The organism is Arthrobacter rhombi (genome assembly GCF_039526245.1).
GTDB lineage: Bacteria > Actinomycetota > Actinomycetes > Actinomycetales > Micrococcaceae > Arthrobacter_H > Arthrobacter_H rhombi.
On the sequence record NZ_BAAAIV010000001.1, the window covers coordinates 157042 to 172123 of the forward strand.

A 15082-nucleotide genomic window follows, 5' to 3' on the forward strand; every position below is an offset into this window, starting at 1 on the left:
GGTTGTGCCACAGAACACATCCCGCCCGACGGTGATCATCGCCGACCAGCTGACCAAGCGGTACGGCGACTTCACCGCCGTCGACTCCATTTCCTTCGAGGTCCCCGCGGGGGAGTCCTTCGGGCTGCTCGGTCCCAACGGTGCCGGAAAATCCACCACCATGCGCATGATCGGCGGTGTGTCCCAGCGCAGTGGTGGTTCCCTGCGGATCATGGGGCTGGACCCCGAGAAGCAGGGGCCGGAGGTCCGCGCTCACCTCGGCGTCGTCCCGCAGGAGGACAACCTCGACCAGGAGCTCAAGGTCAGGGACAACCTGATCGTCTATGGACGCTACTTCGGGTTGCCGATGTCCTACCTGCGCCCCAAGGCCGATGAGCTGCTGGAATTCGCCCAGCTCACCGACAAGGCGGGTGCGCGGGTCGAGGACCTCTCCGGAGGCATGAAACGGCGCTTGACCATCGCCCGTTCGCTCATCAATGACCCGAGGGTACTGCTCCTGGACGAGCCGACCACCGGCTTGGATCCGCAGGCCCGCCACATCCTGTGGGATCGCCTGTTTCGCCTCAAGGAGCGGGGGGTCACCCTCATCCTCACCACCCACTACATGGACGAGGCGGAGCAACTATGTGATCGCCTCATCGTGGTGGACCGCGGCCGCATCATGGCCGAGGGGTCGCCGTCGTCGCTGATCCGCCAGTATTCCACCCGGGAAGTGCTCGAGTTGCGCTTCGGCGCGGATCGCAATGCCGGTGCCGCAGCGGCGGTCGAGGGGATCGGGGAACGCATCGAGGTGCTGCCCGACCGCCTGCTGGTCTACGCACACGATGGGGAAGCCGCGCTGGAAGCCGTGGGGGCCCGGGGGCTGTCTCCCATGACGTCATTGGTCCGCCGTTCATCGTTGGAGGACGTCTTCCTCCGGTTGACCGGCAGGAGCCTCATTGAGTAACACGGAACGCGCCTCCGAAACGGCTGTCACGTCCTCTTCCCTGCAGGCGCACGATCCGCTCACCAGTGCTGCGAAGGCCCGCCGGTTCGGGACCTGGTACCTGGCCGAGCAGCATCTGCGCGGGATGAAGGGCTACCTGGACATCGTCATCGCGTATTCGGTCGGCAATCCGCTGGTGTACCTGTTCGCGCTGGGGATCGGGCTCGCGTCCCTGGTGGACTCGAACGCCGGCGGCGATGCCTTCGGTGGGGTGAGCTACCTGCAGTTCATTGCCCCCGCGTTGCTGGCTTCTGCCGCGATGATGACCGCTGCCGGGGAGTTCAGCTACGCGGTGATGTCGGGCTTCAAATGGTGGAGGACGTACTACGGACCGCTGGCGACGCCGCTGACACCGCACCAGATCTGCCAGGGCCACGCGCTGGCCGTCAGCATCCGGATCCTGGCCCAGAGTGCGGTCTACCTGGTGATTGTGCTCTTCTTCGGCGCTGCCACCAGTGGCTGGGCCTGGCTGACGATTCTCAGCGCGTCACTGGCCGGTGTGGCGTTCGGGCTGCCGTTGATGGCCTTCTCGGCATCCATCACCGAGGAAAAGGGGCAGTTCGCGCTGGTCCAGCGGTTCATCGTCATGCCGTTGTTCCTGTTCTCCGGGACGCTGTTCCCGCTGTCCACGCTGCCGTGGTTCCTGCAGTGGATCGGGTGGATCTCCCCGGTCTGGCACGCCACCGAACTGGGGCGCGTCCTCTCCTACGGGTACGCGGAGCCCGGATGGCTGAGCGTGGTCCATGTGCTGTATCTGCTGGTGCTGGCCGGCCTGGGCCTCGTGCTGGCACGGCGCGTTTACGCCCGACGGCTGGAGGGTTGAGATGACGCTGGTGAAGGACGCGGACCTGGAGCTGACCGCCGACCGCAGGCCGTTGGCCGCCCTCTATTCCCGGAACATCCGTGCGGTCATCGTCCGCGGGCTGGTGGCCACCAAGACCTCGAACGCCGCGATCATGATTTCCGGGTTCGTCGAACCGGTGCTGTACCTGCTCTCCATGGGGATCGGCCTTGGCGCGCTCATCGGCACCGTCGAAGGGCCCGGCGGGACCCCGATCAGCTATGCCGCCTACATTGCCCCGGCATTGCTGACGGTGTCGGCGATGAACGGCGCCTTGTACGACTCCACCATCAACGTGTTCTTCAAGATGAACTACGCCAAGCTCTACCAGAACATGCTCTACACCTCGCTGGGACCGTTGGATGTCGCGCTGGGGGAGATCTTCCTGGCCTTGCTGCGCGGCTTCCTCTACGCCACAGGGTTCACGATCGTCATGGCCGCGATGGGGCTGATCACCACCTGGTGGGCCTTGCTGATGGTTCCGGCGGCAGTGTTGATCGCCTTTGGATTCGCTTCCATTGGCATGGGCATCACCTCCTACATCCGCACCTTCCAGCAGCTGGACTGGGTGACCTTCATCATGCTGCCGATGTTCCTCTTCTCGGCGACCTTCTACCCGCTGAGTGTTTATCCCGAACCCATCCAATGGGTGATCCAGGCGTTGCCGCTCTGGCACGGAGTCGAGTTGTTGCGCCAGTTGTCGGTGGGTTCCTTCGGGTTCATGACCGCCGTCCACCTGCTGTACTACGTGCTGATGGCCGCGGTCGGGATGGCACTGACCACACATCGGCTGCGGGCGCTGTTCCTGAAGTGAGATGGGCCAGCCGCATCGTGGACAGGTAGTCTGGTCCACACCAGAACCCAAGGAGGCGCCGTGATCGGCAGTTGGCATGCGGTCGTCATCGACTGCGAGGACACGGAAATCATGGCCGATTTCTATGAGCAGATGCTCGGCATGGTCCGCGTTCAGCACGACGACGACGGATGGATCACCATTGGTGACTCCCCGGACCGGCCGGCCATCGCGTTCCAGCGCGTGGAGAACTACCAGGCTCCGGACTGGCCCGGGCAAACCCACCCGCAGCAGGCACACGTGGATGTGCGGGTCGATGACCTGGACATCGCCGAGGAAGCGGTCCTCAAGCTCGGGGCCACCTCGATGAACACCGGCGGTCAGAACTACCGGGTCTACCTGGACCCGCAGCGCCACCCTTTCTGCCTCGTCACCTGGTGATCGACGGCCCACCCGCCGGCCGACGCGCCGTCGCCGCCCATTTCGGCCACGACTGGGGCGAGGTGCTTCTGTTCGACGCCGGTCCCTCCTTCGAGGGGTTCTTCGACTACGCGGCAGAAGACCGTTTCCTCGCGGGTATGTCCAGCCGCTGAGCCGGTGCCTGCCGGCTCCGGAGGTGGGGGACACCGCCGTCGTGCAGGGGCGGCGGTGTTCGCCCACGGGAAACTCGTCATGGGGGAGCCCGTCGGTTTGGGATACTGGATGGCATGGAACCCCTCGGCACGGCCCGGACCGCCCCGGACAAGAAGATCACGCTCAAGGCCAGCACCCTGTCGCTGGCGGTGATGGTCACCGTCTTCCTGGTGGCGGTGGTCTTTGCCGCGAACCAGAACGACGTCATCGGCTGGATCGTGGCCGTCATCTCCTTCGCCTGGCTGCTGCTGGCCGGCTTCCTGGTGTTCGGCCTGCGCCGCGGCGCCCGCAAGGTCAGCAGCCACCTGCAGAACGCGTCGGCTTCCATGGCAGCCCGCGCCCAGCAGCAGGGACCCTCCGAGACCGTCGTCGTCGATGAGGGGACCCGGACCCGGGACCTGAAACTCGACCACTCCTTCAAGATCGTCCAGGTCCAGGCCGGCGTCATCAAGGAGCACCTCGACACTCCCGGGGCCGAAGCCCGTGGCATGGTCGACCGTGCCCTGGAGACCATCGAGATCACCGCCCACAACGCCCGCGACATGATGAAATCCCCCGGCGGCAGCGCTCCGCTCTCCGGCGAGGTCATTGACTGACCGTTTTTCGGTAAGCTGGATCGGGTGAGCACAGCAGCGGAACAGAACCCCAGCAAGAATGCCGGCGCCCTGCGCGTCGCCTCGGTCAACCTCAACGGCATTCGGGCCGCCTACAAGCGCGGCATGGCCGACTGGCTGGCCGATCGAGATATCGACATCCTGACCCTTCAGGAGGTCCGCGCACCCGACGCGATCGTGCGCGAACTGCTGGGCGACGATTGGCATATCCTGCACGCCGAAGCCGAGGCCAAGGGACGCGCCGGGGTGGCCATCGCCTCCCGCCAGGCGCCGACCGCCACGCGCGATCACATCGGCGAGGACTACTTCAAGACCTCGGGCCGCTGGGTTGAGGCCGACTTCGACATCGACGGGAAGACCCTGACTGTGGTCAGCGCCTACGTGCACTCCGGCGAAGTCGATACCCCGAAGCAGGACGACAAGTTCCGGTTCCTGGATGTCATGACCCACCGGCTGCCTGCCCTGAAGGCGTCTTCGGACCACGTCCTGGTCACCGGGGACCTCAACGTCGGGCATACCGAACGGGACATCAAGAACTGGAAGGGCAACGTCAAGCGCTCCGGCTTCCTGCCGACCGAGCGCGCCTATTTCGACCGCTTCTTCGGCGAGGAGATCGGCTTCCACGACGTGGCCCGCCAACTGGCCGGGGACGTCGATGGTCCCTACACCTGGTGGTCCTGGCGCGGCCAGGCCTTCGACAACGACACCGGTTGGCGCATTGACTACCACATGGCCACCCCGGACCTTGCCGCGATCGCCGGCAACGCCGTCGTCGACCGTGCCCCGACCTACGCGTCCCGCTTCTCCGACCATGCGCCACTGGTCATCGACTACCAGTTCTAGGAACACACACATGACTGAAATCCCTGATCCCGCGGGCCACCGGCCCCGTGTCCTGTCCGGCATGCAGCCGTCCGCCGATTCGCTGCACCTGGGCAACTACCTCGGCGCCCTGGTCAACTGGGTGAAGTCGCTGGACGATTTCGACGCCTTCTTCTTCGTCCCCGACATGCACGCCATCACCATGGGACATGACCCGGCGGCGCTGCGCGAGCGCACCCGCAGGACCGCGGCCCAGTACATTGCCGGGGGCATCGACCAGGACGCCGCCACCTTGTTCGTGCAGTCCCACGTTCCCGAGCACGCCCAGTTGGCGTGGGTCCTGAATTGCATCACCGGGTTCGGCGAGGCCTCGCGCATGACCCAGTTCAAGGACAAGTCCTCCAAGGGCGGCCAGGAGTCCGCGAGCCTGGGTCTGTTCACCTACCCGGTGCTCATGGCGGCGGACATCCTGCTCTACCAGCCGCATGCCGTGCCGGTGGGCGATGACCAGCGCCAACACGTGGAGCTGGCCCGCGACCTGGCCCAGCGGTTCAACCACCGCTTTGGCGAGACGTTCAGGATTCCCGAACCGCTGATCCAGAAGGAGGGGGCACGCATCTACGACCTGCAGGACCCCCGGTCGAAGATGTCCAAGTCAGCGGCCAGCCCCAACGGGCTGATCAACATCCTCGATGATCCGAAGGTCATCACCAAGCGGATCAAATCGGCTGTCACCGACGCCGATACCGTTATCGCCTACGACCGGGAGGCCAAGCCAGGGGTGACCAACCTGCTGGAAATCCTCTCGACGATCACCGACCGTCCCGTGGCGGATCTCGTGGAGGAGTACGACGGCAAGATGTACGGGCACCTGAAGGTCGATGTAGCCGATGCCGTGGTTTCCCGCGTCGAACCGATCCGTCAGCGGACCTTCGAATTGCTGGACGACTCGGCGGAACTCGACCGCCAACTGGCCGTCGGTGCTGCCCGCGCCCGGGAAATCGCCTCCTCCACCCTGGAATCGGTCTACGCGAACGTCGGCTTCCTGCCGGCCGTCGCCCTGCCGGGTTCCGGGGAGCCGGCAAGCAGCGAGGGTGCGCGCTAACGCATGACGCCTCCCGAGCTGGAATCCGAGATCCCCGGGGCCACTGGCCTCGGGGATGAGGGTGTCAGTGTCGGTGTGGTCATCCCGCTGCCCGAGCCACTGCGTTCGCAATTGCGCGCGGCACGGGCTTCCTTTGGCGACCCGGTGGCCCAGGCCATCCCGCCGCACATCACACTGGTCACCGGTGCGGTGGCCTCCGATTGGGCGGCGGCGCGCGAACATGTACGCCACGTGGCAGCGCGGACGCCACCCTTCAGGATTGCCTTGCGCGGGACTTCCAGCTTCCGTCCCATCACCGAGGTCGTGTTCCTGCGGATCGACGAAGGCTTCGATGAGTGCCTGGCCCTGCACCGCGCATTGCAGGACGGGCCGTTGCAACCCACTGTCGACTTCGCCTTCCATCCGCACCTGACCGTCGCCCATGATCTACCGACCGGACAACTGGATTTCGCCATGGAAGCGTTGGCTGGCTACGCGGAAGATTTTCCTGTGGATAGAATCGGGTTGTTTGAACACGACGCCGATGGCCTGTGGGCCCTTCAGGAGGAATTGATCCTTGGCCAAGCCGGACAAACGCCTAGCTAGCCGCACTATTGCGCGGCGACCGGCTCCGCCGGCAGCAGGCAATGACCTAGACCTGCCCTCGGACCCGGATCTCGTCGAGGACGCCGTATCACCGCTGGACCACGCCGGGCTGCGCGCCGAGGCGCTGCAGCAACGGACCGCCTTTGGGCGCGCCCGACGGGAGAAAAAGGGCACCACCCAGGTGGCATTGAGCGGCCTGGGTGCCCTGCTCGGATGGTTGAAATCAACCAAACCCATGCGGGTCTTCACGCTGTACAGCCAGCGGCACGGCCCCCTCATGGCGGCGGGCAGCGCCTACAACATGTTCTTCTCCATCGCCGCCTTGCTCGTTGCCGGATTCTCCATCTTCGGCATCATCGCCAGCGGGAACAAGGACCTGCAGGACATGGTCGTGGAGACCGTCGCGAAAAGCACCCCCGGCCTCATCGACACCGGGGACGGCGGCCTGGCGAAACCCGACATGCTTTTCGAATCCAAGGGGTTCGGCTGGGCCCTGGTGATCTCGACCGCGACGATGCTGCTCACCTCGCTCGGCTGGATCGCCGGTCTGCGTGAGGGGATGCGGGGGGTCTACGGATTGGTCCCGCTGCAGCTGAACGCGGCACTGGTCAAGCTGCGTGACCTGGGCGTGCTGCTGGTTCTGGGGGTCTGCCTCGTCGTCACGACGGTGGTTGGCTTCCTGGCCGGTGGATTCATCCACATCGTCATCGAGTTCCTGCACCTCGAATCGGTGTTCGCCATCTTCCTGACCCAGGCGGCCAGCCTCGTGGTCATGCTGCTGCTCGATGCGTTGGTCGCGGTCATCCTCTTCCGGCTGGCTTCGGGAATCACCATGCCGCGCGGGGCGGTCCTGCAGGCGGCCCTGCTGGCCGGTGCGGGGTCCACCATCCTTCGCTACTTCTCCTCCGAATTGCTCGGCAGCGTCACCAAGAATCCACTGTTGGCCCCGTTCGCAGTGATCCTGGGCCTGTTTGTCTGGTTCTACCTGTTGAGCCAGGTGTACCTGATTGCCACGGCCTGGGGTGCCGTGGCGACCGCCGACATCGATGCGGCAGCCAGACACGACTCCAAGCCCAGCCTGCGGGCCCGTGCAGCCCAGCTGCGGAGCCAGCGGGCCCAGGGCGTCGAAAGCGCCGTGGGCTGGCCCCAGACCCGGCCCTGACACCGCTCCCGCCGATCCCGCGCTGCGCATGGCGGGGGAGCGGGGCCGATGTACGACAGGCAAACGAGAAGGCGCCGTCCTCCGGAAGAATCCGGTGGGCGGCGCCTCGTCGTTTCAGGCGGCTGATCTCCTAGACGGAGCGGGCCAGGATGGCCTGCTTGACCTCGGAGATTGCCTTGGTGACCTGGATGCCACGCGGGCAGGCCTCGGTGCAGTTGAAGGTGGTGCGGCAGCGCCACACGCCTTCCTTGTCGTTGAGGATCTCCAGGCGCATGTCGCCACCCTCATCACGGGAGTCGAAGATGAACCGGTGGGCGTTCACGATCGCTGCCGGGCCGAAGTACTGGCCATCGGTCCAGAAGACCGGGCAGGACGACGTGCACGCGGCGCACAGGATGCACTTGGTGGTGTCGTCGTAGCGCTCCCGGTCCTCGGGGGACTGGTAGTGCTCGGCTGCAGGCTCGTGGCCCTTGGTGATCATGAAGGGCATGATCTCGCGGTAGGACTGGAAGAACGGCTCCATGTCCACGATCAGGTCCTTCTCGACCGGCAGGCCCTTGATGGCCTCGACGGTGATCGGCTTGGACGTGTCGAGATCCTTCAGCAAGGTCTTGCATGCCAGGCGGTTGCGGCCGTTGATGCGCATGGCATCGGAGCCGCAGACGCCGTGGGCGCAGGAGCGGCGGAACGACAGCGAACCGTCGATCTCCCACTTGACCTTGTGCAGGGCGTCCAGCACGCGGTCCGTGCCGTACATGGTCAGTACGTAATCCTCCCAGGTAGCCTCCTCGGAGAACTCCGGGTTGTAACGACGTACGCGCAGGGTGATGTCGAACTGCGGGATCTCCCCGCCGCCACCGACACCGGGGGCCAGATCGACCTTGGATGCTGGTTCGGGAACTTCGCTGCTCATTAGTACTTACGCTCCATCGGCTGGTAACGGGTGAAGATCACGGGCTTCGTGTCGAACCGGATCCCGTGGATGCCCTCCATCTCAGCGGATTCGTCCTTGTAGACCATCGAGTGCTTCATGAAGTTCTCGTCGTCGCGGTCCGGGAAGTCCTCGCGGAAGTGGCCGCCGCGCGATTCGTGGCGGTGCAGGGCGGAGACGGACATGACCTCGGCCAGGTCCAGCAGGAAGCCGAGTTCAACGGCTTCGAGAAGATCCAGGTTGAAGCGCTTGCCCTTGTCCTGGATGCTGATGTTCTTGTACCGCTCGCGGAAGCCCTTGACGTCGGCCAGGGCCTTCATGATGGTCTCCTTGGTGCGGAAGACCTGCATGTTGGCGTCCATCGTGTCCTGGAGTTCCTTGCGGATCGCCGCGATGCGTTCGGTACCGGTACCGGTACGCACGATGTCGAGCAGGGCCTCGGTATCGGCGACCGGGTTCTCCGGCAGCTCGACCCAGTCGGCCGTCTTGGAGTACTCGGCGGCTGCAATGCCGGAGCGCTTGCCGAAGACGTTGATGTCCAGCAGCGAGTTGGTGCCCAGGCGGTTGGAGCCGTGGACGGATACGCAAGCGACCTCGCCGGCGGCGTAGAGGCCCGGGATGGTGAACTCGTTGTCCTGGAAGACCTCGCCCTTGATGTTGGTCGGCACGCCGCCCATCACGTAGTGGGCGGTCGGGAAGACCGGCACCGGCTCCGTGTAGGGCTCGACGCCCAGGTAGGTGCGGGCGAACTCGGTGATGTCCGGGAGCTTCGCATCGATGTGCGCGGGCTCGAGGTGCGTCAGGTCCAGCAGGACGTAGTCCTTGTTCGGGCCACAACCACGGCCTTCGCGGACCTCGTTGGCCATCGACCGGGCCACGATGTCACGCGGCGCCAAGTCCTTGATGGTCGGGGCGTAGCGCTCCATGAAGCGTTCGCCCTCCGAGTTGCGCAGGATCGCGCCTTCGCCGCGGGCGGCTTCGGAGAGGAGGATGCCCAGACCGGCGAGGCCGGTCGGGTGGAACTGGACGAACTCCATGTCCTCCAGCGGGATGCCCTTGCGGAACGCGATGCCCATGCCGTCACCGGTGAGGGTGTGCGCGTTGGAAGTGGTCTTGAAGACCTTGCCGGCACCGCCGGTGGCCAGGATGACCGACTTCGCCTGGAAGACGTGGATCTCGCCGGTGGCCAGATCGTAGGAGACGACGCCGGCAATGCGCTTCTGCAGGTAGGTGGTGCCGTCCTCGCGGGTGGCTTCCTCCTCGACGGTCAGCAGGTCCAGCACGTAGTACTCGTTGTAGAACTCGACGTTGTGCTTGACGCAGTTCTGGTACAGCGTCTGCAGGATCATGTGGCCGGTGCGGTCCGCGGCGTAGCAGGAGCGGCGCACCGGGGCCTTGCCGTGGTCGCGGGTGTGGCCGCCGAAGCGGCGCTGGTCGATCTTGCCTTCGGGCGTGCGGTTGAACGGCAGGCCCATCTTCTCCAGGTCGAGGACGGCCTCGATGGCTTCCTTGGCCATGACCTCGGCAGCGTCCTGGTCAACGAGGTAGTCGCCGCCCTTGACGGTGTCGAAGGTGTGCCACTCCCAGTTGTCTTCCTCGACGTTGGCCAAGGCGGCGCACATGCCGCCCTGGGCGGCGCCCGTGTGGGAACGGGTGGGGTAAAGCTTGGTCAGCACGGCTGTGTGGGCCCGCTGGCCCGACTCGATGGCAGCTCGCATGCCTGCGCCACCGGCGCCGACAATGACGACGTCGTACTTATGTACCTGCATACCGGATGCTCTCTCTTCTTTGAATCTTGGTTTCGGCGAAGCTTGCCGGGGCTACTGGCACACCGAGAGGGTGGATCCCGGGATGCACGGATCGAACGTGAAGATCACGAGCGTGCCGAGGATGATGATCGCCGTGGAGCAGAACATCAGGACCAGGGTGAGCCAGAACCGCGGGCGGTCCTTCTCGACGTAGTCGCTGATGATCGTGCGCACGCCGTTGGTTCCGTGCAGCATGGCCAGCCACAGCATGGCCAGGTCCCAGAACTGCCAGAGGGGGTTGGCCCACTTGCCGGCGACAAAGCCGAAGTCGATCGCGTGGACGCCTTCGCCGACCATCAGGTTCACGAAAAGGTGACCGAAGATCAGGATGACCAACAGGACACCGGAGATGCGCATGAAGAGCCATGCCAGCATCTCGAAATTGCCGCCCTTGGACTTGGCGCGGTTGTACTTCGGGTCGATACGGCCCGTACGAGGTGCAACGAATTCTGTGGTTGCCATGGCTTAAAGACCTCCGAAGGCGAGGGAAAGGTGACGGATCGCGAAGCCGATCATGACCACGGCCCACACGATGAGCACGCCCCAGAGCAGCTGACGCTGGTACTTCGGTCCGGACTTCCAGAAGTCAACGAGGATCAGGCGCAGGCCGTTGAAGGCGTGGAACATGATCGCAGCGACGAGACCAAGTTCACCCACCGCCATCAGCGGGTTCTTGTACGTGCCGATTACCGCGTCGTAGGCGCCGGGGGATACCCGCACCAGGGCCGTATCAAGCACGTGCACCAAAAGAAACAAGAAAATGACGACACCGGTGACCCGATGTCCTACCCAGGACCACATGCCTTCGCGGCCGCGGTAGAGGGTGCCTGACGATGTCTTCGACACTGAATTAACCTCCATGCATCGCAAGGGCGTTCGTGTGGCGTGCACACAAAAGATTGGCGCCGGTGCGTAAGCGTTCCTAGCCCGATCCTAGACCACAGGTGGGTCTCAGGCTTGTTCTTTACCCTAACCCTGTGGCGAGCCTCACCTCGACCGGACTGACTGGGCGTAATGCCCGGAATCACGCGGAAAATAGGTGACGTTTCCATGCCGTAAATCGAAGCCCGCATCCCGCGGATCCTGCCATTGATCGCTTAGTGTGTATCCATGAATGCTGACCTCCTGGCCCGTTTCCACGGCGTCATCCCCGCTGGTGGCGTGGGGACACGCTTGTGGCCTCTTTCGCGTGCGGCCGCACCCAAGTTCCTGCATGATCTCACCGGGTCGGGCACCACGCTGATCCGTGCGACCTATGACCGCCTCGTCGCCTTGGCAGACGACCGCATCATGGTCGTCACCGGGCAGGCGCACCGTGATGCCGTCCAGGCGCAGCTGCCGGAACTGGAAGAGAAGAACCTGGTCCTGGAATCGGAGCCGAAGGATTCCGGAGCGGCGATCGGGCTCGCCGCGGCCATCCTGCATCGGCGCAACCCGGAGATCATCATGGGTTCCTTCGCGGCCGACCAGGTCATCGGCCCGGTCGACGTCTTCCAGGAAACGGTGCGTGAGGCCATCCACACGGCCGCGACCGGCAAGATCGTCACCATCGGCATCAAGCCGGTGTCGCCGTCGACCGCGTTCGGTTACATCCGTGCCGGCCAGGCGCTGGAGGTCGAGGGCGCGCCCAGTGCGACCTCGGTGCTGGAGTTCGTGGAGAAGCCCGATGAGCAGGTGGCCGAACGCTATGTCGCCAGTGGGGACTACCTCTGGAATGCCGGGATGTTCGTTGCCCCCGTGGCCCTGATGCTCGAGCACCTCCAGCGCAACGAACCGGAACTGCATGCCGGGTTGATGGAGATCGCCGACGCGTGGGACACCCCCGAACGCGATGAGGTCAAGAAGCGCGTCTGGCCCACCCTGCCCAAGATCGCCATCGACTATGCGGTGGCCGAGCCGGCCGCAGCGGTGGGCGACGTGGCCATGATCCCGGGTGACTTCACCTGGGACGACGTCGGTGACTTCGCGGCCATCGGCCGGTTGAACCCGGCCAGTGAGGCCACCAACCTCACGGTCCTCGGCGACGGCGCCCGGGTGTACGCCGACCAGGCCTCCGGAGTGGTGGTCTCAGACACCAAGCGGATGATCGCGTTGATCGGCATCGAGAACGTGGTGGTCGTCGATACCGGTGACGCGCTGCTGGTGACCACCAGCGACCACGCGCAATCGGTGAAGAAGGCGGTGGAGGCACTCAAGGCCTCCGGCGACGTCGACGTCCTCTGACCACTCCCGACCCGGGGTCGAAATCTTGTGTTGCAAAGTCAATCTTTGCCGTGCGTTCGTCGTAGGGTCGTGGATGTGACTTACGATTCATCCCCCGAGCAGTCCCATCCCGCCATCGGGCCCTGGGTGGCGCCGCTGCTGCCGCAACTGGTCGAGTTCCGCCGCGATGTCCACGCCAATCCGGAACTGTCCTATGAGGAATTCCGGACCACCGAGCGGATCACCGAGACCCTGCAGGCCGCGGGTCTGGCGCCGCAGCGTCTCGAGGGCACCGGACTGTTCGTCGACATTGGCGAGGGCGACATCGCCCTCGGGCTGCGGGCCGACATCGACGCCCTGCCCATCCTCGAGGAGACCGGGCTGCCCTACGCCTCCACACGCAACGGCGTCTGCCACGCCTGCGGCCATGACATCCACGCCACCGTGATGCTCGGCGTGGCCCTGACGCTGGGGCGTTTGCACGACGCCGGGAAGCTGGCTGGCAAGGTCCGCGTCATCTTCCAGCCGGCCGAGGAGACGATGCCCGGCGGGGCCCTGGCGATCATCGAGCAGGGCGTCCTGGACGGCGTGCCACGCATCCTGGCCCTGCACTGCGAGCCGCGCGTCGACGCCGGGATGATCGGCACCCGCATTGGCGCCATCACCAGCGCCAGCGACACCATCAAGATCGAACTCACCGGCCGTGGCGGGCACACCTCCCGGCCGCACCTGACCGAGGACCTGGTCTTCGCCTTGGCCGAGATCGCCGTGAACGTCCCGGCAGTGCTCAACCGCAGGATCGACGTGCGTAGCGCCGTGTCGGTGGTCTGGGGCCAGATCCACGCCGGTTCCGCCCCCAACGCCATTCCGGCCGCCGGCTACATGGCCGGGACCATGCGCTGCCTCGACGGCGATGCCTGGGAATCCGCGGGAACCCTGCTCGACGAGGTCGTGCGCCAGGTGGCCGTGCCCTACGGCGTGGAAGTGAAGCTCGAACACACCCGGGGCGTGCCCCCGGTCGTGAACGCCGAGGCGGAAACCGACCTGATTGAACGCGCGGCGCGCGCCGAGATCGGATCGACCTCCATCGTGCTGACTCCCCAGTCCATGGGCGGCGAGGACTTCGCCTGGATGACGCACAAGATCCCCGGAGCCATGCTGCGCCTGGGCACCAGGACTCCCGGCGGGGAAACCTACGACCTGCACCGGGGCGATTACATCCCCGACGAAAAGGCCATCGAGACCGGAATCCGGGTGATGGCCGCCGCCGCCTTGCGCGCCGTGGGGAATGGACGAGACGCCTGATTTGCCTACCTGTTGGTAACAAATAGTCAACAATATTGACCTGTAAACCCGAGGTGGTGGCTCGGCGGCCCCGGAGGCCGCTACTGTATTCTCCGTCACGTCTTCCTGCCTTGGGATGACGGACGCGGTTGGCTCCCTCTCGTGGCAGATGCATCGCACGAACTCCGAGGGACGAACCCGAAGCATCACTCGTCACTGGAGGAATCTTGAAGAAGTCACCGCGCACCCTGAAGCGCTCCACCGGGCAGCTCGCTGCCGTCCTCGGCGTTTCCGCCCTTGTCCTGACCGCCTGCGGAGCTGCTCCCGAGGCTGGCTCATCCGAGTCCGGTGCGGCCAAGGTCGATTACACCGCCTGCATGGTTTCCGATGAAGGCGGCTTCGATGACCGCTCCTTCAACCAGGCCTCGCACGAGGGCCTGCTCAAGGCCGGCAAGGACCTCGGCGTGACCACCAAGGATGCCGAATCCAACTCCGGAACCGACATGAAGCCAAACATCGAGTCCATGGTTTCCGCCGGCTGCAACCAGGTCGTCACCGCAGGGTTCAACATCGGCGACGCAACGATGGAAGCCGCCAAGAAGTACCCCGACACTGATTTCACCATCGTCGACTTCGGCTACGACAAGCTCCCGAAGAACCTGCGGACGCTGAACTACAACACCGCCGAAGCCGCCTTCCTCGCCGGGTACTCGGCCGCCGCCTACTCGAAGTCCGGAAAGGTCGGCACCTTTGGTGGTGCCGAGATCCCGACCGTCACCGTCTTCATGGAGGGCTTCACCAACGGCGTGAAGTACTTCAACGAGAAGAAGAGCAAGGACGTCAAGGTCGTCGGGTGGGGCAGCTCGAAGTCGTTCGTGGGTGACTTCACGAACTCGGGCAAGGCCCGCCAGATTTCCGACAACATGCTGGCCGACGGCGTGGACGTCATCATGCCGGTAGCCGGTCCGCTGGGGCAGGCCGCTGTCGATGCGGTCAACGAGACCTCGACCAAGGACGACGCCGTGGTGTGGGTTGATACCGATGGGTACGACTACGCCAACAATGGCAAGGACGCCGTGCTGACCTCCGTGATGAAGGAGATGGGCAAGACCGTGGAGGAGTCCATCAAGATGGGCGTCGACGGAAAGTTCGCTTCCGAAGCCTACGTCGGCACCCTGGAAAACGGCGGCGTGTCGATGGCACCGTTCCACAACTTCAAGGACAAGGTTCCTTCTGATCTCCAGGGCGAGATCGACCAGCTCAAGCAGGAAATCATCGACGGCAAGGTCAAGGCGACCTCGTAGTCCCTGCGTTTCC

At 64.9% G+C, this 15082-nt stretch carries 17 protein-coding genes; 13 read left to right on the top strand and 4 right to left on the bottom strand.

Features of this window, described 5'->3' with window-relative positions:
* The first annotated feature begins 4 nt into the window (after window positions 1–4).
* From ABD088_RS00770 to ABD088_RS00815, 10 genes are all read left to right on the top strand, one after another.
* Window positions 5–946 (top strand): ABC transporter ATP-binding protein, encoded by a 942-nt coding sequence (locus ABD088_RS00770; RefSeq protein ID WP_343899412.1) that lies wholly within the window; start codon window positions 5–7, stop codon window positions 944–946.
* Window positions 939–1808: an ABC transporter permease gene (locus tag ABD088_RS00775; RefSeq protein ID WP_343899413.1), complete on the top strand. Its 870-nt coding sequence runs from the start codon at window positions 939–941 to the stop codon at window positions 1806–1808. Before ABD088_RS00770 ends, ABD088_RS00775 begins: the two co-directional genes overlap by 8 nt.
* 1 nt (window position 1809) lies before the next feature.
* On the top strand, window positions 1810–2640 hold the full coding sequence (locus ABD088_RS00780; protein ID WP_343899414.1) for an ABC transporter permease: 831 nt from the start codon (window positions 1810–1812) through the stop codon (window positions 2638–2640).
* Window positions 2641–2700: 60 nt separating this feature from the next.
* Window positions 2701–3060 (top strand): VOC family protein, encoded by a 360-nt coding sequence (locus ABD088_RS00785; protein WP_343899416.1) that lies wholly within the window; start codon window positions 2701–2703, stop codon window positions 3058–3060.
* The gene (locus ABD088_RS00790; protein ID WP_343899417.1) at window positions 3057–3212 is read left to right on the top strand and encodes a hypothetical protein; all 156 of its coding nucleotides are present in this window, start codon (window positions 3057–3059) and stop codon (window positions 3210–3212) included. Before ABD088_RS00785 ends, ABD088_RS00790 begins: the two co-directional genes overlap by 4 nt.
* A 114-nt stretch (window positions 3213–3326) precedes the next feature.
* Complete coding sequence (locus tag ABD088_RS00795; protein ID WP_343899418.1) at window positions 3327–3848, top strand: hypothetical protein; 522 nt, start codon at window positions 3327–3329, stop codon at window positions 3846–3848.
* A gap of 15 nt (window positions 3849–3863) precedes the next feature.
* Entirely contained in the window at window positions 3864–4709 is an 846-nt protein-coding gene (locus ABD088_RS00800; protein WP_343899474.1) for an exodeoxyribonuclease III, read from the top strand.
* 10 nt (window positions 4710–4719) lie between these two features.
* A complete protein-coding gene (gene trpS / locus ABD088_RS00805; RefSeq protein WP_343899419.1) occupies window positions 4720–5793 on the top strand; it encodes a tryptophan--tRNA ligase in 1074 nt (357 codons plus the stop codon).
* A 3-nt stretch (window positions 5794–5796) separates the two neighbouring features.
* Window positions 5797–6378 (top strand): 2'-5' RNA ligase family protein, encoded by a 582-nt coding sequence (locus tag ABD088_RS00810; RefSeq protein ID WP_343899420.1) that lies wholly within the window; start codon window positions 5797–5799, stop codon window positions 6376–6378.
* Window positions 6350–7540, top strand: coding sequence for a YihY/virulence factor BrkB family protein (locus ABD088_RS00815; protein ID WP_343899422.1), 1191 nt, complete (start codon window positions 6350–6352; stop codon window positions 7538–7540). Before ABD088_RS00810 ends, ABD088_RS00815 begins: the two co-directional genes overlap by 29 nt.
* A gap of 130 nt (window positions 7541–7670) precedes the next feature.
* On the opposite strand, the gene ABD088_RS00820 is transcribed toward ABD088_RS00815, so the two are convergent.
* The 4 genes from ABD088_RS00820 to sdhC are packed head-to-tail and all read right to left on the bottom strand — an operon-like array spanning window position 7671 to window position 11125.
* Complete coding sequence (locus tag ABD088_RS00820; RefSeq protein ID WP_343899423.1) at window positions 7671–8453, bottom strand: succinate dehydrogenase iron-sulfur subunit; 783 nt, start codon at window positions 8451–8453, stop codon at window positions 7671–7673.
* On the bottom strand, window positions 8453–10240 hold the full coding sequence (gene sdhA, locus ABD088_RS00825) for a succinate dehydrogenase flavoprotein subunit (RefSeq protein WP_343899425.1): 1788 nt from the start codon (window positions 10238–10240) through the stop codon (window positions 8453–8455). The genes ABD088_RS00820 and sdhA overlap by 1 nt, the downstream gene beginning before the upstream one ends.
* A 51-nt stretch (window positions 10241–10291) precedes the next feature.
* Window positions 10292–10741 (bottom strand): succinate dehydrogenase hydrophobic membrane anchor subunit, encoded by a 450-nt coding sequence (locus ABD088_RS00830; protein WP_343899427.1) that lies wholly within the window; start codon window positions 10739–10741, stop codon window positions 10292–10294.
* A 3-nt stretch (window positions 10742–10744) separates the two neighbouring features.
* Window positions 10745–11125, bottom strand: coding sequence for a succinate dehydrogenase, cytochrome b556 subunit (sdhC, locus tag ABD088_RS00835; protein ID WP_343899428.1), 381 nt, complete (start codon window positions 11123–11125; stop codon window positions 10745–10747).
* Between the two features lie 264 nt (window positions 11126–11389).
* Here sdhC and ABD088_RS00840 point away from each other — a divergent pair, with 264 nt between their 5' ends.
* The 3 genes from ABD088_RS00840 to ABD088_RS00850 all read left to right on the top strand — a co-directional run bounded on the left by ABD088_RS00840 (window position 11390) and on the right by ABD088_RS00850 (window position 15069).
* Window positions 11390–12502 carry a mannose-1-phosphate guanylyltransferase gene (locus tag ABD088_RS00840; RefSeq protein ID WP_343899430.1) on the top strand — a complete coding sequence of 371 codons (1113 nt, stop codon included), beginning with the start codon at window positions 11390–11392 and terminating at the stop codon, window positions 12500–12502.
* A gap of 75 nt (window positions 12503–12577) precedes the next feature.
* Window positions 12578–13786 carry an amidohydrolase gene (locus ABD088_RS00845; RefSeq protein ID WP_343899431.1) on the top strand — a complete coding sequence of 403 codons (1209 nt, stop codon included), beginning with the start codon at window positions 12578–12580 and terminating at the stop codon, window positions 13784–13786.
* 206 nt (window positions 13787–13992) lie between these two features.
* Window positions 13993–15069: a BMP family lipoprotein gene (locus tag ABD088_RS00850; protein WP_343899432.1), complete on the top strand. Its 1077-nt coding sequence runs from the start codon at window positions 13993–13995 to the stop codon at window positions 15067–15069.
* Window positions 15070–15082 lie beyond the last annotated feature (13 nt).